14 protein-coding genes and 1 pseudogene are annotated in these 19237 nt (G+C 53.9%); 10 read left to right on the top strand and 5 right to left on the bottom strand.

Annotation, left to right across the window (positions count from 1 at the left end):
• Window positions 1–63 precede the first annotated feature (63 nt).
• The gene (locus tag GUC46_RS01575; RefSeq protein WP_130715244.1) at window positions 64–1782 is read right to left on the bottom strand and encodes a DUF4153 domain-containing protein; all 1719 of its coding nucleotides are present in this window, start codon (window positions 1780–1782) and stop codon (window positions 64–66) included.
• A gap of 378 nt (window positions 1783–2160) precedes the next feature.
• On the opposite strand from GUC46_RS01575, the gene pckA reads away from it, so the two are divergent.
• Window positions 2161–3783 carry a phosphoenolpyruvate carboxykinase (ATP) gene (pckA, locus tag GUC46_RS01570; RefSeq protein WP_003023529.1) on the top strand — a complete coding sequence of 541 codons (1623 nt, stop codon included), beginning with the start codon at window positions 2161–2163 and terminating at the stop codon, window positions 3781–3783.
• A gap of 74 nt (window positions 3784–3857) precedes the next feature.
• Here the strand turns inward: pckA and envZ are convergent, their stop codons facing one another.
• On the bottom strand, window positions 3858–5210 hold the full coding sequence (envZ, locus tag GUC46_RS01565; protein ID WP_003837891.1) for a two-component system sensor histidine kinase EnvZ: 1353 nt from the start codon (window positions 5208–5210) through the stop codon (window positions 3858–3860).
• A complete protein-coding gene (gene ompR, locus GUC46_RS01560; protein ID WP_001157751.1) occupies window positions 5207–5926 on the bottom strand; it encodes a two-component system response regulator OmpR in 720 nt (239 codons plus the stop codon). Before ompR ends, envZ begins: the two co-directional genes overlap by 4 nt.
• A gap of 225 nt (window positions 5927–6151) precedes the next feature.
• Between ompR and greB the strand changes: the two genes are divergently transcribed.
• The 6 genes and pseudogenes from greB to GUC46_RS01530 form a co-directional block, all read left to right on the top strand.
• Entirely contained in the window at window positions 6152–6625 is a 474-nt protein-coding gene (gene greB / locus GUC46_RS01555) for a transcription elongation factor GreB (RefSeq protein WP_003023524.1), read from the top strand.
• 98 nt (window positions 6626–6723) lie between these two features.
• Complete coding sequence (locus GUC46_RS01550; RefSeq protein ID WP_160179684.1) at window positions 6724–9057, top strand: Tex family protein; 2334 nt, start codon at window positions 6724–6726, stop codon at window positions 9055–9057.
• Between the two features lie 375 nt (window positions 9058–9432).
• Window positions 9433–9660, top strand: coding sequence for a ferrous iron transporter A (feoA, locus tag GUC46_RS01545; protein ID WP_003023519.1), 228 nt, complete (start codon window positions 9433–9435; stop codon window positions 9658–9660).
• A gap of 18 nt (window positions 9661–9678) precedes the next feature.
• A complete protein-coding gene (gene feoB / locus GUC46_RS01540; RefSeq protein WP_003023518.1) occupies window positions 9679–11997 on the top strand; it encodes a Fe(2+) transporter permease subunit FeoB in 2319 nt (772 codons plus the stop codon).
• Window positions 11998–12008: 11 nt separating this feature from the next.
• Window positions 12009–12245, top strand: a complete 237-nt coding sequence (feoC, locus tag GUC46_RS01535; RefSeq protein WP_003023516.1) for a [Fe-S]-dependent transcriptional repressor FeoC — start codon at window positions 12009–12011, stop codon at window positions 12243–12245.
• Window positions 12246–12406: 161 nt separating this feature from the next.
• A pseudogene (locus GUC46_RS01530) lies at window positions 12407–13150 on the top strand (Rpn family recombination-promoting nuclease/putative transposase); the annotation flags it as partial.
• Between the two features lie 43 nt (window positions 13151–13193).
• Here the strand turns inward: GUC46_RS01530 and bioH are convergent.
• Window positions 13194–13964 carry a pimeloyl-ACP methyl ester esterase BioH gene (gene bioH / locus GUC46_RS01525; protein WP_130715247.1) on the bottom strand — a complete coding sequence of 257 codons (771 nt, stop codon included), beginning with the start codon at window positions 13962–13964 and terminating at the stop codon, window positions 13194–13196.
• Between the two features lie 37 nt (window positions 13965–14001).
• Between bioH and gntX the strand changes: the two genes are divergently transcribed.
• The 3 genes from gntX to gntT all read left to right on the top strand — a co-directional run bounded on the left by gntX (window position 14002) and on the right by gntT (window position 17004).
• Window positions 14002–14685: a DNA utilization protein GntX gene (gntX, locus tag GUC46_RS01520; protein WP_003023511.1), complete on the top strand. Its 684-nt coding sequence runs from the start codon at window positions 14002–14004 to the stop codon at window positions 14683–14685.
• Between the two features lie 58 nt (window positions 14686–14743).
• On the top strand, window positions 14744–15319 hold the full coding sequence (gene nfuA / locus GUC46_RS01515; protein WP_160179682.1) for a Fe-S biogenesis protein NfuA: 576 nt from the start codon (window positions 14744–14746) through the stop codon (window positions 15317–15319).
• A gap of 368 nt (window positions 15320–15687) precedes the next feature.
• On the top strand, window positions 15688–17004 hold the full coding sequence (gntT, locus tag GUC46_RS01510; protein WP_003023507.1) for a gluconate transporter: 1317 nt from the start codon (window positions 15688–15690) through the stop codon (window positions 17002–17004).
• A gap of 137 nt (window positions 17005–17141) precedes the next feature.
• Here the strand turns inward: gntT and malQ are convergent, their stop codons facing one another.
• Entirely contained in the window at window positions 17142–19229 is a 2088-nt protein-coding gene (gene malQ, locus GUC46_RS01505) for a 4-alpha-glucanotransferase (RefSeq protein WP_032937252.1), read from the bottom strand.
• Window positions 19230–19237: the final 8 nt, after the last annotated feature.

Here is a 19237-nt window from a genome sequence, read left to right as displayed (position 1 = left end):
ACTGTCGTAGGCCGGATAAGGCGTTCGCGCCGCTATCCGGCAAAAACGCGGCCGGCAACACACTCACTCGGTGTAATAAGTCATCGGTAGTCTTTTGCCATCAATAGTGATATCCCGCCAGATTCTGGGGGCTGAACCCAGTTGCTGATTCGCCACCGCCTGCAGCAATTTATCCTTATTGAATCCTTCAGGTAGCCTGGCAACAGCTAACAAATCCCATTTGTTTTTCTGCATGCCGAAGACCAGACTCTCCCCATCGCCAAAAGCATATAGCACCTGCTCAGGATGACCATCCGCATTGAGGTCCTGACTCACCAATACGCACGCATTCTGCTCAGCACAAGAGGTGATGCGATACCCCTGTGCTTTGACAAACGACCAGAACGCATCGTCTGGCTTCTCGCTCCCCGGAGCAATCACAACCTTCGATACTAACTGTGTTGCGGTTAGCTCTTTAACCGGATCCCGGCTCCCTTGCAGCAGAGAATTCAAGTCGCGTCTGCGCTTACTGTCTTGATTAAACGCCACATCTTTTTGTAATGCTTCCAACGCTGCGCGCCCCGGTTTTCCGCTGTGATCCAACATATACAGGCTGACCTGATCCGGTTTGATTTTCCCGCTGTGATACAGCCCCATATGGCTGCTAACGCTGATACGCCAGGCATCAATAACCGGCGACGACAGCAGAACTAACAGCCCCAACGCCAGCAACGAAACGCCAAGAATGACCGGCCCCTGAAGCTCAAGCGGATTGCGCCCGCGGCGTAAAATGCTGGCCAGATAGCCAAACGACCATACCAGCAGTACCACGACCACCAGCACGCCATACAAACGCTCAGGCGTCCAACCGTACTGCTGTATTCGCACCCACAGTGACCAACCGGCAATCAGCATATAGATTGGCGCGACAATCAGAGAACATTTGATCAAGTAGCGTAACGCGCCAGGATAGGGTAACGCCTCTTTTTGCGGTTCACGCACGATAGCCATCAACAGCAACAGGAGCAGCGTCAGCGTTGACATCAACCCGGCCGCAGACACGCGTTGCGAAATAGCCTCCAGTCCGGTGAAGGGCAAGGTCAGTATGAACATCAGCGCCAACAGCGCGACCAGAGGTAACAGACCGGTGGCAATAAACGTCAGTAATTTTTGTACCGCCGTGACCAGACGCGACTGTGTACGAGCCAGTACCACTGCCAGTGCGGTAATCAGACCAAAGGCCACATAGCCAAACCAGTCGGTATCAAAGAAGAGCGTGCTGAAGAAGGGAATACCGACCAGCTTAAACATCTCGCTCCATAGCAGGAGCACCAGCCAGAACAGACCGTTGGCGACAAAGACAATCAGCAACGTCAACGCATTAAGCCACAATTGCCGATAAAAATGCGGGTAACGCGCCTGCTCACGAGAGACATGAAGCGAGTACTGAATCCAGGGCAAGGCAAGCATCGCCATCAGCAGTAAGCGCCAACCGTAGAGCATAAAAACTTCATGTTGCCGCCACTTATCACTGTCCTCGACTTGCCACTTTAGCCAGGCGCTCATCGCCAGCACCACAACAAAGATCAGCGCCATCCAGTACCACAGCGCGCGTTGTTTGAAAGAAACGACAGTAAGCAAAAGTGCCGAGGTGATCGCAATCGTCGCAGGCATACCAAAGAACAGCCAGCCGTCGTTATGGGGCACCAGATATGTCATCAGCAGGTAGCATAATGCCCCCTGCAGCAGGCCGATAAATATCATGCCCAAACGCGTCGTACGTGAAATTTCAGCACTATCCATGTCAGTTTCCAGAATGAAGGGAAAAGCTAATTATCGCATCAACTTCACAATTTTGAGCATTGGTAGGCTGATTTCAGACTAACGCGACGGGAAGTGAATCGATATTGTATATGTATGAGTTACGTTATTTTCTTACGTGAATGCGATTACACTCACAAGATTCCCGCCAAAAACACTCTTCATTAACGTTTTAAGAACATTTTCCACAACAAAAAAGGGTTTCCTGCCATAATATCCGCCTCTTTGTGACAGGAGTCGCAGCGTATTCGGTAACCCGTGATTTTCCCGGATGCGTAAATCTATGAGCCTTGTCGCGGTTAGCAATCCCTAAAAAACCTTACTATTCCAGGTAATACATATTGGCTAAGGAGCAGTGAAATGCGTGTGAACAACAGTTTAACCCCGCAAGATCTCAAGGCTTATGGTATCAATGACGTTCAGGATATCGTTTACAATCCAGACTACGACACGCTTTTCCAGGAAGAACTTGATCCAAACCTGGAAGGTTATGAACGTGGCGTGTTAACGAATCTGGGCGCCGTTGCCGTTGATACCGGTATCTTTACCGGACGTTCGCCAAAGGATAAGTACATTGTCCGTGACGACACCACGCGCGACACGCTCTGGTGGTCAGACAAAGGTAAAGGTAAGAACGACAACAAACCGCTCTCCCCGGAAACCTGGCAGCATCTGAAAGGATTAGTTACCCAGCAACTTTCCGGCAAGCGCCTGTTTATCATTGATGCATTCTGCGGTGCTAACGCCGATACCCGTCTTTCCGTGCGCTTCATTACCGAAGTTGCCTGGCAGGCGCATTTCGTCAAAAACATGTTCATCCGCCCAAGCGACGAAGAGTTGGTTGATTTTAAACCGGATTTCATCGTGATGAACGGCGCTAAGTGCACCAACCCACAATGGAAAGAGCAGGGTCTGAACTCTGAAAACTTCGTGGCTTTCAACCTGACTGAGCGTATCCAGCTGATTGGCGGCACCTGGTACGGCGGCGAAATGAAGAAAGGTATGTTCTCCGTGATGAACTACCTGCTGCCGCTGAAAGGCATTGCTTCCATGCACTGCTCGGCAAACGTCGGGGAAAAAGGTGATGTGGCAGTCTTCTTTGGCCTGTCCGGTACCGGTAAAACAACGCTGTCCACCGATCCGAAACGTCGCCTGATTGGCGATGACGAACACGGCTGGGATGACGACGGCGTGTTTAACTTCGAAGGCGGTTGCTACGCGAAGACCATCAAACTGTCTAAAGATGCCGAGCCGGAAATCTACAACGCAATTCGTCGTGACGCGCTGCTGGAAAACGTCACCGTGCGCGAAGATGGTTCCATCGACTTCGACGACGGTTCCAAAACTGAAAACACCCGCGTTTCCTACCCGATTTATCACATCGATAATATCGTTAAGCCAGTGTCAAAAGCGGGTCATGCGACCAAAGTGATCTTCCTGACTGCCGACGCATTTGGCGTGCTGCCGCCGGTTTCTCGCCTGACCGCAGACCAAACTCAGTACCATTTCCTGTCTGGCTTCACCGCCAAACTGGCCGGTACCGAACGCGGCGTTACCGAACCGACCCCAACCTTCTCTGCCTGCTTCGGCGCAGCATTCCTGTCTCTGCACCCAACGCAGTATGCTGAAGTGCTGGTGAAACGTATGCAGGCGGCAGGTGCGCAGGCGTATCTGGTTAACACCGGCTGGAACGGTACTGGCAAGCGTATCTCTATCAAAGATACCCGTGCGATTATTGACGCCATCCTGAACGGTTCGCTGGATGACGCAGAAACGTTCCGTCTGCCGATGTTTGACCTGGCTATCCCGACCGAGTTGCCGGGCGTGGATACGCGCATTCTCGATCCGCGTAATACCTACGCGTCTCCAGAGCAGTGGCAGGAAAAAGCCAATGCACTGGCGAAACTGTTTATCGAGAACTTCGAGAAATACACCGACACCCCTGCGGGTGAAGCGCTGGTTAGCGCCGGACCGAAGCTGTAACGAAAAATGCCGGATGGCGGTTGCCACATATCCGGCCTACAGCAACAAAAAGGGAGGCATTTCGCCTCCCTTTCTTATACGTCTTTCGTGATACCCTGCGCGCGAGTGAAAGGAACCGGAAGCCATGCACGAATCGACAACCCACCACGTTCACTGGTACCAATCTCCAGCATGCCGTTATGGTTATCGATAATACGTTGCACAATCGCCAGACCCAGCCCCGTGCCGCTGGTACTGCGCGCGCTGTCGCCGCGGACAAATGGCTGGAACAGGTGCTTACGCTGCTCCGGCTTGATGCCCGGACCATCATCTTCTACCTGGAACCAGGCGCGATGCGTCTCCGTACCGCTACTGACCTTAATCCAGCCGTTGCCGTAACGGGCGGCGTTAACCACCATATTGGCAACCGCACGCTTGATCGACAGCGGGTGCATTTTCACCTGAATGGCGCCAGGCTGCAGCGCAGTTTCGATTTCACGTTCGTAGCCGCTTTCTGCCGCAACCACTTCACCCAGCACCGAGTTCAGATCCGCCATCTCCATCGGCATCTCCTGACCGGTACGCAGGTAATCGATGAACTGCTCGATGATGGCATTACACTCTTCGATGTCCTTATTGATGGACTCCGCAAGATAACCATCCTCTTCGCCCATCATTTCCGTTGCCAGACGAATACGCGTCAGCGGAGTACGTAAATCGTGGCTCACGCCCGCCATTAACAGCGTACGGTCATCGGCCAACTGCTTCACACCTGCGGCCATATGGTTAAAGGCTCGGGTTACGGAGCGCACCTCTGAAGCTCCATACTCACGCAACGGCGGTGGAATGATACCTTTCCCCACCTGCAGCGCCGCATGTTCAAGATCCACCAACGGTCGGTTCTGGATACGGATAAACAGCCACGCGCCACCGATAGCCAGCAGCATAATCGCCAGCGTATAGCGGAACAGCGGTGAGAAATCGCCTTGATGAATTTCCGTAAGCGGCACACGTACCCAGATGTTGGGCGACAGCCAGGTTTTCAGCCACACAACCGGCGAGCTTTTGTTTACCTCAACGCGGACTTCCGTTGGGCCACCCAACTGCTGCGCCATCTGATGGCTTAAGAATTCATAGTGTTGCGCCCAACGCAGTCCGGCTTCTTCAGCGGCCTCGTTGGAATAGAGGGAAATACCCAGCTCACGATAAATTTCCCGACGGAATGCGGGCGGCACCACCAGTTGCGTACCGTCCTCCAGCTGTAGTTTATCGGTCATCAGCATACGAACTTCGTAGGCCAGGACCTTATTAAACTGCTGGAGGCTCGGCAGAATCGCGAAGTTCAGCACTACCAGGTAAGTCGTCACCAGGCTGGCAAACAGCAAGGTGACGATGAGCAATAACGTGCGGGCAAACGAACTTCGTGGCGAGAAGCGCATTCGCCTCATGCTTTAGAACCGTCCGGAACAAAGACGTAGCCCAGACCCCATACGGTCTGAATGTAGCGTGGATGCGCCGGGTCTTCTTCCACCATGCGACGCAAACGGGAAATCTGGACGTCGATAGAACGTTCCATCGCAGAATATTCACGACCACGGGCCAGGTTCATCAACTTGTCGCGGGACAGCGGCTCACGCGGATGGCTGACCAGTGCTTTCAGCACCGCAAACTCACCGCTGGTGAGCGGCATAGGCTCATCTTCACGGAACATTTCACGCGTCCCGAGGTTCAGTTTGAACTTACCAAACGCAATGACTGCTTCTTCCTGAGAAGGCGCGCCCGGCAGTTCATTCGCCTGACGGCGCAGGACTGCGCGAATACGTGCCAGTAGCTCACGCGGGTTAAACGGTTTCGGAATGTAATCGTCAGCGCCGATTTCCAGTCCTACAATACGGTCCACTTCTTCGCCCTTCGCCGTGACCATAATGATCGGCATCGGGTTGCTTTGGCTGCGCAGGCGACGGCAAATAGACAGGCCATCTTCTCCCGGCAGCATTAAATCCAGCACCATCAGGTGGAAAGACTCACGGGTCAGCAGACGATCCATCTGCTCAGCGTTTGCGACGCTTCGAACCTGGAAGCCCTGCTCGGTCAGATAACGCTCCAGAAGCGCACGTAAGCGCATGTCGTCATCGACCACCAGAATCTTATAGTTCTCTTGCATTGTTATTACTCCCAAAGGTTCGCAACAATTAAGTGTATATTCTTAAGAAAGCTAACGTGAGTCACCAGCGAATTCTGGTATGAATTCCAGGCTAAATTGTTACAAAGCATATTAAACAGCAGCTTAAGTATACAATGTTTCTCGCAATACATTATTTATTCTGTTGATATGCTCACGTAATACTAATTGTGCGCATCATCACAGAGTCGAAGGTAAAACAATAAGATGAAAACGCCCCTGATAACCCGTGAAGGGTATGAAAAACTCAAACAAGAGCTGAATTATCTCTGGCGTGAAGAGCGCCCGGAAGTCACCAAAAAAGTTACCTGGGCCGCGAGTCTGGGTGACCGCAGCGAAAATGCCGACTACCAGTATAATAAAAAGCGCCTGCGTGAGATCGACCGTCGCGTCCGATATTTGACCAAGTGCATGGAGAATCTGAAAATCGTCGATTACTCCCCGCAGCAGGAGGGCAAAGTCTTCTTTGGCGCATGGGTTGAGATTGAAAATGACGATGGCGACATCCGCAAATTCCGTATTGTTGGCTACGATGAGATCTTCGGTCGTAAAGATTACATCTCTATCGACTCACCAATGGCGCGGGCGCTGCTGAAAAAAGAAGTCGGCGATCTCGCAGTAGTAAACACCCCTGGTGGCGAAGCCAGCTGGTACGTGAACGAGATTGAATACGTTAAGTGAGACCGGAACAATCCGAAGCCCCGGCAGATGGCTGGCATTTTTGTCAGTCAATCCGTATAACTATCCCCTGATTTTTTATCCTATAGACGAAGCTATCCATGATGAATGATTCTTTCTGCCGCATTATCGCAGGTGAAATTCAGGCTCGTGCTGAACAGGTAGAAGCTGCCGTTCGCCTGCTTGACGAAGGGAACACCGTGCCGTTTATCGCACGATATCGTAAGGAAATCACCGGCGGGCTGGACGATACGCAACTGCGTAATCTGGAAACCCGTCTGGGATATCTGCGTGAACTGGAAGACCGCCGTCAGGCAATCCTGAAATCTATCGGCGAGCAAGGCAAACTGACCGACGACCTGGCGAAAGCGATCAACGGCACGTTAAGTAAGACCGAACTCGAAGATCTCTATCTGCCGTACAAACCTAAACGCCGTACCCGTGGACAGATCGCCATTGAAGCAGGCCTTGAGCCGCTGGCAGACCTGCTGTGGAACGAGCCGTCTCACGACCCGGAAACAGAAGCCGCTAAATATCTCAACGCCGACAACGGCGTGGCGGATACCAAAGCGGCCCTCGACGGCGCACGTTACATCCTGATGGAACGCTTCGCTGAAGATGCCGCGCTGCTGGCGAAAGTGCGTGACTACCTGTGGAAGAACGCGCATTTGGTTTCCACCGTGGTAAGCGGTAAAGAAGAGGAAGGCGCGAAATTCCGCGACTACTTCGATCACCACGAACCGATCTCTACCGTGCCATCCCACCGTGCGCTGGCCATGTTCCGTGGCCGTAACGAGGGCGTGCTTCAGCTTTCGCTGAATGCCGATCCGCAGTTCGATGAGCCACCGAAAGAGAGCCACGGCGAGCAAATCATTCAGGATCACCTTGGCCTGCGACTGAACAACGCACCGGCAGACAGCTGGCGTAAAGGCGTTGTGAGCTGGACATGGCGAATTAAGGTGCTGATGCACCTCGAAACCGAACTGATGGGCACCGTGCGCGAACGCGCGGAAGATGAAGCAATCAACGTCTTTGCCCGTAACCTGCATGACCTGCTGATGGCGGCTCCGGCCGGCCTGCGCGCCACCATGGGCCTCGATCCCGGCCTGCGTACCGGCGTGAAGGTGGCGGTTGTTGACGGTACCGGTAAGCTGGTCGCGACCGACACCATTTATCCACACACCGGTCAGGCCGCCAAAGCCGCCGTTGCCGTTGCGGCGCTGTGTGAAAAATACAACGTTGAGCTGGTGGCGATTGGTAACGGTACAGCGTCGCGCGAAACCGAGCGCTTCTTCCTCGACGTGCAGAAACAGTTCCCGAAAGTCACCGCGCAGAAAGTGATCGTCAGCGAAGCCGGGGCATCGGTTTACTCGGCTTCCGAGCTGGCGGCGCAGGAGTTCCCGGATCTCGACGTTTCATTGCGTGGCGCAGTGTCTATCGCCCGTCGTCTGCAGGATCCGCTGGCTGAGCTGGTGAAAATCGATCCGAAATCGATCGGTGTGGGCCAGTATCAGCACGACGTTAGTCAGACGCAGCTGGCGCGTAAGCTGGACGCGGTGGTGGAAGACTGTGTGAACGCCGTCGGCGTCGATCTCAATACCGCTTCCGTTCCGCTGTTGACCCGCGTGGCCGGTCTGACACGCTTGATGGCGCAAAACATCGTCGCCTGGCGTGATGAGAACGGTCAGTTCCAGAACCGTCAGCAACTGCTGAAAGTCAGCCGTCTGGGGCCAAAAGCCTTTGAACAGTGCGCAGGCTTCCTGCGCATCAACCATGGCGATAACCCACTGGATGCCTCCACCGTTCACCCGGAAGCCTATCCGATTGTGGAACGCATTCTGGCCGCTACCGAGCAATCGCTGCGTGACCTGATGGGCAACAGCAACGAACTGCGCAATCTGAAAGCCGCCGATTTTACTGACGAACGCTTCGGGGTGCCGACCGTCACCGACATCATCAAAGAGCTGGAAAAACCGGGCCGCGACCCGCGTCCTGAATTCAAAACCGCACAGTTTGCTGACGGCGTAGAAACCATGAACGATCTGCTGCCGGGAATGATTTTGGAAGGGGCTGTCACCAACGTCACCAACTTCGGCGCGTTTGTCGATATCGGCGTACACCAGGATGGTCTGGTGCATATCTCTTCACTGTCGAATAAGTTTGTCGAAGATCCACACACCGTGGTGAAAGCGGGCGACATTGTGAAGGTGAAAGTGCTGGAAGTAGACCTGCAGCGTAAGCGTATCGCGCTGACTATGCGTCTGGATGAGCAGCCAGGTGAAACCAACGCGCGTCGCGGCGGCGGGAATAACGATCGCACTCAGGACAATCGCCCAGCGCCAAAAGCGGCGAAACCGCGTGGTCGTGACGCCCAGCCTGCGGGCAACAGCGCGATGATGGATGCGCTGGCGGCGGCAATGGGTAAAAAGCGCTAAGTTTAAACCGTGTGCCGGATGACGGAATCAATACCTTATCCGGCATATTTAATATATCCCCCGCTTTTCACCACAATATATTTATCACTTTATTAACAGATGAAACCTTAAGTAAACATTAAGATTCTCAATAATTACCTCCGCGAACCATTCTTTCCCTACCAGAATAAATATTGAGGAATATCAAAATTGGCTCAAATTATTATCCAATTGTACATTCCGTCACATTTATTCTATTGATGATAGAAACCATTCTCATTATCATTGTTTTGTTGATTATTTACTCTTTCCTTACGTTGGCTAATCATCTGGTCTCATGCCGCCCTGTCGCCCCATGAGGTAATCATCCAGTTAGCGAGATATAAGTAGGTCCCTATGCAATTCACTCCTGACAGTGCGTGGAAAATTACCGGCTTTGCCCGTGAAATCAGCCCGGCTTATCGTCAGAAACTGTTGTCACTTGGCATGCTGCCCGGCTCCTCCTTCAACGTGGTACGCGTCGCCCCGCTCGGCGATCCTATCCATATCGAAACGCGTCGCGTAAGTCTGGTATTGCGTAAAAAGGATTTGGCGTTATTAGAAGTGGAAGCGGTTTCCTGTTAATACAGTGAGTCTATAAAAATGAAAAAACTAACCATTGGTTTAATTGGTAATCCTAATTCCGGCAAGACAACTTTATTCAACCAACTCACCGGCGCGCGCCAGCGTGTAGGCAACTGGGCTGGCGTTACCGTTGAGCGTAAAGAAGGTCATTTCGCCACAACGGACCATCAGGTCACGCTGGTGGATTTACCCGGCACCTATTCACTGACGACAATCTCATCACAGACCTCTCTCGATGAGCAAATCGCCTGCCACTACATTTTAAGCGGCGACGCGGATCTGTTGATCAACGTGGTCGATGCTTCAAACCTTGAACGCAACCTCTACCTGACGTTGCAACTGCTTGAGTTGGGCATCCCCTGCATCGTCGCGTTGAATATGCTGGATATCGCTGAAAAGCAGCAAATCCGTATTGATATCGACGCCCTCTCAGCACGTCTTGGCTGCCCGGTGGTTCCGCTGGTTTCCACCCGCGCCCGCGGCATTGAAGCGCTGAAGCTGGCGATCGATCGCTACAAAGAAAACGACACTGTCGAGCTGGTCCATTATGCCCAGCCGTTGCTGCAGGAAGCGGACTCCCTCGCCGACGCGATGGCCAAAGATATGCCGCTCAAACAGCGCCGCTGGCTTGGCCTGCAGATGCTGGAAGGCGATATCTACAGCCGCGCCTATGCGGGTGATGCCGCGCAAAATCTCGATGCCTCTATCGCACGCCTGAGCGAGACAATGGACGATCCGGCGCTGCATATCGCCGATGCGCGCTATCAGTGCATTGCCGCTATCTGCGATACCGTCAGCAATACTCTGACGGCAGAACCGAGCCGTTTCACCACCGCGGTAGATAAAATCGTTCTCAACCGCTTCCTCGGGCTACCGATTTTCCTGTTCGTGATGTACCTGATGTTCCTGCTCGCCATTAACATCGGCGGCGCGCTGCAACCATTGTTTGACGTCGGCTCCGTAGCACTCTTTATCCATGGTATTCAGTGGATTGGCTACACGCTGCACTTCCCGGACTGGCTCACTATCTTCCTGGCCCAGGGCCTTGGCGGCGGGATTAACACCGTGCTGCCGCTGGTACCGCAAATCGGCATGATGTACCTGTTCCTCTCCTTCCTTGAAGACTCCGGCTACATGGCGCGCGCCGCGTTTGTGATGGACCGTCTGATGCAGGCGCTGGGACTGCCGGGCAAATCGTTCGTCCCGCTGATCGTCGGCTTTGGCTGTAACGTACCGTCCGTGATGGGCGCACGTACGCTGGACGCCCCGCGTGAGCGTCTGATGACCATCATGATGGCGCCGTTTATGTCCTGCGGCGCACGTCTGGCGATTTTCGCCGTCTTTGCCGCGGCGTTCTTTGGTCAGAACGGCGCACTGGCGGTCTTCTCGCTGTACGTACTGGGTATCGTGATGGCGGTGTTGACGGGCCTGATGCTCAAACACACCATCATGCGTGGTGAAGCAACGCCGTTCGTGATGGAGCTGCCGGTATACCACGTGCCGCACATCAAGAGTCTGATTATTCAGACCTGGCAACGCCTGAAAGGCTTCGTTCTGCGTGCAGGTAAAGTCATCATCATCGTCAGCATTTTCCTCAGCGCGTTTAACAGTTTCTCGCTGAGCGGGAAAATCGTCGATAACATCAACGACTCTGCTCTGGCCTCCGTTAGCCGTGTTATTACTCCTGTGTTTAAACCGATTGGCGTTCACGAAGATAACTGGCAGGCAACCGTAGGTTTGTTCACCGGCGCGATGGCGAAAGAAGTGGTGGTGGGTACGCTGAACACGCTCTATACCGCGGAAAACATTCAGGAAGAAGAGTTCAACCCGGCAGATTTCCACCTTGGTGACGAGCTGCTCGGCGCAGTGGATGAAACCTGGCAAAGCCTGAAAGACACCTTCAGCCTGAGTGTACTGGCTAACCCTATCGAAGCCAGCAAGGGCGACGGCGAAATGGCGACGGGCGCAATGGGCGTGATGGGCGAGAAATTTGGCAGCGCCGCCGCCGCGTACAGCTACCTGATCTTTGTTCTGCTGTATGTGCCGTGCATTTCAGTGATGGGCGCTATCGCACGTGAATCCAGCCGTGGCTGGATGAGTTTCTCGATTCTGTGGGGCCTGAATATCGCCTACTCTCTGTCGACGCTGTTTTATCAGACGGTCAGCTACAAAGAGCACCCGACCTACAGCCTGGTGTGCATTTTAGCGGTCATCCTGTTTAACATCGTGTTGCTGGGCCTGCTGCGTCGAGCTCGCAGCCGCGTGGACCTCGCACTGCTGGCAACCAACAGAACGGCGAGTTCCTGCTGTTCCAGCACGACTGGCGATTGCCACTAAGGTTATCGACAATGGCATCACTTATTCAGGTTCGTGATTTATTGGCTTTGCGGGGGCGCATGGAGGCGACACAAATAAGCCACACGCTGCATACCCCGCAGCCCATGATTGACGCCATGCTGAATCAGTTAGAAAAGATGGGCAAAGCGGTGCGGATTCAGGAAGATGCCGACGGGTGTCTTTCCGGAAGCTGCAAAAGTTGCCCGGAAGGTAAAGCCTGCCTGCGCGAGTGGTGGGCTTTACGCTAATCAGATGCTCTTTGCCGGATGGCGCTACGCTTATCCGGCCTACAAATGATGCAAACGTCCAGGCCGGATAATTCGTTTATGCAGATATCCGGCTTTTTTGCGTAATGGATTCCACATAGATTTCATTATTTCAGCAAAAAAGATCTATCCTCCAGCCAACTACCCGCGAAGGTGATGGTTACATTTACACCATTATTGAACATCAAAGCAGCGCCGATGCTCACATGGCATTTCGGCTAATACGCTATGCCATTGCGGTAATGCAGCGTCATCTGGATGCGGGACATAAGAAGCTGCCTCTGGTAATCCCCCTACTTTTTTATCATGGTGCAGCAAGCCCATACCCCTATTCACTTTGTTGGCTGGACGAGTTTGATGACCCGGAGTCCGCAAGACAACTTTATAGCACCGCGTTTCCACTGATCGATATCACCGTTGTGCCCGATGACGAGATTATGCAGCACCGCCGGATGGCGCTGCTGGAGCTCATCCAAAAACATATCCGTAAACGCGATTTGATGGGGTTAGTAGAAAAACTCGCCATCCTGCTTGTTAAAGGACACGCTAATGACAACCAGTTGAAAGCCCTGTTTAATTACCTGATGCAGGCCGGGGACACCGCGCGTTTTAGCAAATTTATTCACCAGGTCGCCGAACGTTTACCTCAACACAAGGAAAAGTTGATGACTATTGCCGAAAGATTACGTCAGGAAGGGCACCTTAATGGTCTTCAGGAAGGTCACAGGAAAGGGTTACAAGAGGGGTTACGAGAGGGTTTGCAACAAGGCAAACGTGAGGAAGCTCTGCGCATTGCAACAACCATGCAGGTTGATGGCATAGACCCGCTGACTATCTGCAGAATCACCGGCCTGACTGCTGAGGATCTGGCTACGTGCAGCCATTAATCCCCAGCCCGGCAGCATGATTCTACCGGGCAAAACAGCGGATTTATAGCCGCTGTTTTAACGCCACCAGCGCTGAGCAGAACTCCGCCGGATGCGAGATAAACGGCGCATGCGCCGCCTTAGCAAACACCAACGACTCGCTCTGCGGCCACAGGGCATCCAACATCGGGACGACTTTGCGCGGAACCAGCCCATCAAGATAGCCGTACAACCGCAGGAAAGGCATTTCCACCGTGCACAGTGGTTCTCGCAGATCGACCGTTTTCAGGATCTCCAGCCCGCCATTAAGCACCTCGACGTCCGGCATGGGTAAAGCCAGCACCGTTTTCTTCAACGCTCGCGCATCCTGACGCGCGGTTTCCGTACCCATCGTTTGCAATGCCAGAAAACGCTCCACTGTACGCTGGAAATCTTCGCTCAGCTGCTGCTGGAAGCCTGCCAGCACCTCTGGCTTGATACCCGGCCACTCATCCCGCGCGCTAAAGCAAGGGGAAGACGCGACGGTCACCAGCGCCTGAACACGCTCAGGATGCGTTAGGGCTACCTGACTCGCGACCAGCCCGCCCAAACTCCAGCCGAGCCAGATAGCTTTCTCCGGTGCCTGTTTCAATACCCGCTCAGCCATCTCTTCCAGCGACATTGCACCGAAACCCTGGCTACGACCAAATCCCGGTAAGTCGACAAGATGCAGCGTAAAATGCGAACTCAGTTCCTCGCTTATGCAATGCCACACTTGCGCATTCAGTCCCCATCCGTGCAGCAGCACAAGATGGCAATTTCCCGAACCCTGGGTCTGCCACCAGATGTCATTCATCAGTTATTGTTCTCTTTTAGCCTGAAAGGATGCATCTATGCTAACAGTACCGGGATTGTGCTGGCTATGCCGAATGCCCCTGACGTTAGGGCATTGGGGGATCTGCTCAGTCTGTACGCGGGCAACGCGCCAACACGCCAGCCTATGCCCCCAATGTGGACTCCCTGCCGCTCATACCGTCATTCCCTGTGGGCGCTGCCTGCAAAAACCGCCGCCATGGCAGCGGCTGGTCACCGTCAGCGACTATGTTCCGCCGTTGAGCGGGCTTATCCACCAGCTCAAGTTTTCGCGACGCAGCGAAACAGCCTCCGCTCTTTCGCGTTTGCTGTTGCTGGAGGTACTACAGGCCCGGCGCGTCAGCGCCCTTCCTCTGCCGGACAGGCTGGTCAGCGTCCCGCTCTGGCAACGTCGACACTGGCGCAGAGGGTTTAATCAGAGCGATTTACTGTGCCGTCCGCTTGCACGCTGGCTGGGTTGCGACTGGGACAGCCAGACCGTCTCGCGGGTTCGGGCAACCGCCACGCAGCACCATCTCAGCGCCCGATTACGTAAACGTAACCTGAAAAATGCCTTTCGCCTTGAATTGCCGGTGCAGGGACTCCATATGGTTATTGTGGATGATGTCGTCACTACCGGAAGTACCGTCGCGGAAATCGCGCAGCTGCTTTTACGCAACGGCGCGGCGACTGTCCAGGTATGGTGCCTGTGTCGAACCTTGTAGAGCCTCGATGATGGGCGTATTATAACCAAGTAAAATAGTCAACTATTAGGCCATTACTATGATCCATATTTCCGATGCTGCACAAGCGCACTTTGCCAAACTGCTGGCAAATCAGGAAGAAGGGACACAAATCCGCGTATTTGTGATTAATCCCGGCACGCCTAACGCTGAATGCGGCGTTTCTTATTGTCCGCCGGACGCCGTGGAAGCAACCGACACCGCCCTTAAATTTGACCTGCTGACCGCATATGTTGATGAACTGAGCGCACCGTATCTGGAAGATGCAGAAATCGATTTCGTTACCGACCAGTTAGGCTCCCAGCTGACCCTGAAAGCACCAAACGCCAAAATGCGTAAAGTTGCCGATGATGCACCGCTGATGGAACGCGTGGAGTACATGCTGCAATCGCAGATCAACCCACAGCTGGCTGGTCATGGTGGTCGCGTATCTCTGATGGAAATCACCGATGAAGGCTACGCCATTCTGCAGTTTGGCGGCGGCTGTAACGGCTGTTCAATGGTCGATGTGACGCTGAAAGAAGGTATCGAGAAGCAGCTGCTGGCTGAATTCCCTGAACTGAAAGGCGTTCGCGATTTAACCGAACACCAGCGCGGCGAGCATTCTTACTACTAACGACCAGACTTGTAAGCCCGGTAAGATGCATCCGCGTCGCCACCGGGCATCGATGCCGGATGGCAGCGTAAACGCTTTATCCGGCCTACGCCCTTACATTTCTCTGCATGTACCCTGTAATAATCCCCCGCATAATTTGACCAGCCTCTCATAATTTAAATTTTGCCTGCCCAGGTGATTTTCAAGCGCCACATGTTACCCGTATCATTCGTATCAGCACCTAACACACACATAATAGTCCGCTAAACTGATTAGTTTTGCAGGCAACCAGCATTGGTGCTGAGAATACTCTGTTCCCGGTCGGGACAATCGGAATTTGTCATCTAAACACTGACGTTACCCATAACAAAGTTAAGGCCAGGTAAATCATGCCATTAGTCATCGTTGCTATCGGTGTAATCTTGTTACTCCTCCTGATGATCCGTTTCAAAATGAACGGCTTCATCGCTCTCGTCCTGGTGGCGCTTGCTGTCGGATTGATGCAAGGGATGCCACTGGATAAAGTCATCGGTTCAATTAAAGCCGGCGTCGGCGGAACCCTTGGCAGCCTCGCCCTGATTATGGGTTTTGGCGCCATGCTGGGCAAAATGCTGGCGGACTGCGGCGGCGCACAGCGCATCGCAACCACCCTGATTGCTAAATTCGGCAAAAAACATATTCAATGGGCGGTGGTATTAACCGGCTTCACCGTTGGTTTTGCCCTGTTCTACGAAGTTGGTTTCGTACTGATGCTGCCGCTGGTGTTCACCATTGCCGCTGCTGCCAATATCCCGCTGCTGTACGTTGGCGTGCCAATGGCTGCGGCACTGTCCGTAACGCACGGCTTCCTGCCACCGCACCCGGGTCCAACCGCTATTGCCACCATTTTCCACGCAGATATGGGTAAAACCCTGCTGTTTGGTACGATTCTGGCAATCCCGACCGTTATTCTCGCCGGTCCGGTATACGCACGTTTCCTGAAAGGCATTGATAAGCCAATCCCGGAAGGTCTGTACAGCGCAAAAACCTTCACTGAAGAAGAGATGCCAGGCTTTGGCGTCAGCGTCTGGACCTCTCTGGTCCCGGTTATTCTGATGGCGATGCGCGCCGTGGCGGAGATGATTCTGCCGAAAGGTCATGCTTTCCTGACGGTTGCAGAATTCCTCGGTGACCCGGTCATGGCAACGCTGATTGCAGTGCTGATTGCGATGTTCACGTTTGGTCTGAACCGCGGACGTTCGATGGATCAGATTAACGACACACTGGTGTCTTCAATCAAAATCATCGCGATGATGCTGTTGATTATCGGCGGCGGCGGTGCCTTCAAACAGGTCCTGGTTGATAGCGGCGTGGACAAATACATCGCTTCAATGATGCATGGCTCTAACGTGTCTCCGCTGCTGATGGCATGGTCTATCGCTGCAGTACTGCGTATCGCATTGGGTTCCGCAACCGTTGCAGCGATCACCGCTGGTGGGATAGTGGCGCCGCTGATTGCAACAACCGGCGTAAGCCCTGAGCTGATGGTTATTGCGGTTGGTTCCGGTTCTGTCATCTTCTCCCACGTGAACGATCCAGGCTTCTGGCTGTTCAAGGAGTACTTCAACCTAACCATCGGTGAAACCATCAAGTCATGGTCAATGCTGGAAACCATTATCTCCGTCTGCGGTCTGGTAGGGTGTCTGCTGCTGGGTATGGTGGTTTAATCGAGACAGTTTGTAGGCCGGATAAGGTAAAGCCGCCATCCGGCAATGTGCGTCAGAATTACCTGATGGCGCTGCGCTTATCAGGCCTACGTGCTACGAACTATCACCATAAAAAAGCCGGGGAAATCCCCGGCTTTTTACTTCTTCTTCGCGGCCGCTTTTCGCCGCTTATCCAAATCCTTAATCAGCTTATTCACTCTCTCATCGGCAAACATCTGCTCCAGCGTGGCGGTGAGCTTACGCCGCCAGTTTTTGTACTGGTCGCTGGTCCCCGGAATGTTGACCGGTTCAGCCATATCCAGCCAGTCTTCCGGTTGTAGGCCCAGCAGCGCACTGTTGCTGTCAGCGATGTAGCGTTGCATGCCGCGATTAAGAATCGGCGTCATCGACATCAGGGATGCCTTGTGACCGGCACGTTTTGGCAGGCAGCCGTATTTGTGCAGCGCGTCCAGCAGCCCCTGTTTCGCCAGTTCTCGGTCCTGATACAACCCGCGCAGAACGACTTCATCCGGATACAGGCCCAGAGCTTTACCCAGCGTCAAATCGCCGCTATCCCAATAACCTTTAAGCGTAGGAAGGTCATGCGTCGCCGCGACTGCCATTGATTGTTCCGGGTACGCTTTCGGCGTACGGAAGTTTTTCTCATGGTCATTCTCGAAATAAAGCACTTTGTAGGAGTACACGCCGCTGTCGCGCAGCTTGCTGACGATCTCCACCGGCACAGTACCCAGATCCTCACCAATTACCATGCAGTGATGACGTTTACTCTCCAGCGCCAGAATTGAAAGCAGGTCATCGACCGGATAGTGCACGTAAGCGCCGTGATCGGCTGTTTCACCGTAGGGGATCCACCACAGACGCAGCATCGACATAACATGGTCGATACGCAGCGCACCGCAGTTCTGCATATTGGCGCGCAGCAGTTCGATAAACGGTTCGTAGGCGCGTGCCGTAATGATGTGCGGATCCATCGGCGGCAGCCCCCAGTTTTGTCCGAGTGGACCGAGAATATCCGGCGGCGCACCAACCGAGGCTTTCAGGCAATACAGCTCGCGGTCACACCAGGTTTCCGCCCCACCTTCAGCCACGCCAACCGCCAGATCGCGATACAGTCCAATCGGCATCGCAAAACTCTGGCTGGTTTTCCAGCAGTCAGCAAACTGGGTATACGCCAGCCACTGTAACCACAGGTAGAAATCCACATCGTCACGATGTTCTTCGCAGAAGCGTTTTACCTCTGGCGAGTCCACTGACTGGAAAGCTTCCGGCCACACCGGCCATCCCCAGCGCAATGCGTCCTCTTTCACCTGATGCGCATGCAGCGCATCAAAGGCTGCCTGCCAGTAGAGGCTGTCCCCTTCCTGAGACACAAACTGGCGAAATGCCGCCATCTGCTCATCATCACGTGCGGAGAAGCTTTTCCACGCCATACGTAGCGCCGTCATCTTCAGTGCAGTAACGGCAGAATAATCAACCCACTCGGCATCGCGCGCACGTTGCAGAGCTTGCTGAGTCGCGGGTTTCTGCCACCACGCCTGCGCCTCTTTACTCAGGCGGAAATCGTCTACGGCGTTCACATCAATATAAATCACGTTCAACCAGCGGCGTGAAGACGGGCTGTACGGGCTGGCGCTCTCCGGGTTAGCCGGATACAGCGCGTGAATAGGATTAAGCCCGATAAACGCGCCGCCGCGTTGCGCCACATCGACCAGCATGGCGCGGAGATCGCCAAAGTCGCCAATCCCCCAATTCTTTTCTGATCGCAGGGTGTAGAGCTGAACGCATGCGCCCCACAGCTTCTGCCCGGCTAACAGCGCCTGCGGTTCATAGCAGCGCTTTGGCGCCACGATGATACGACAATGGGTACGCAGCTCGCCCTGGGTCAGGGTCAACGTGTGATACCCCTCCGGCAGCTTCGCCGGAAGAGTGAAAGATTTACCGCCGACGGCATGCCCTTTGTGCTGCACGCCCTCTTCGGTGGTCAGCAGCCAGTTAAACTCTCCGCTTCCCTCAACCGCCAGCGGCATTTTCTTGCCAGCGGTGTAGACCATGACATTCGGCACCGGAGTTACCGCCACCTGAGTGGCAGCGGTGGTGCGATGCATGGCGTCAAGCAAACGCCGTTTGGTTTCGGCACCAATAGACTGCGGTTTACCGTGGGCATTAATGTAATTGGGGCTGATCCCCGCCGCCAGCGCGGCATTATCCAGACGTTTGCTTTCCATCGCGATTC

Source organism: Citrobacter sp. LUTT5, assembly GCF_009905315.1.
GTDB lineage: Bacteria > Pseudomonadota > Gammaproteobacteria > Enterobacterales > Enterobacteriaceae > Citrobacter > Citrobacter freundii.
Note: the sequence above shows the minus strand (reverse complement) of the source record. Positions and strands in the feature narration are given on the sequence as shown.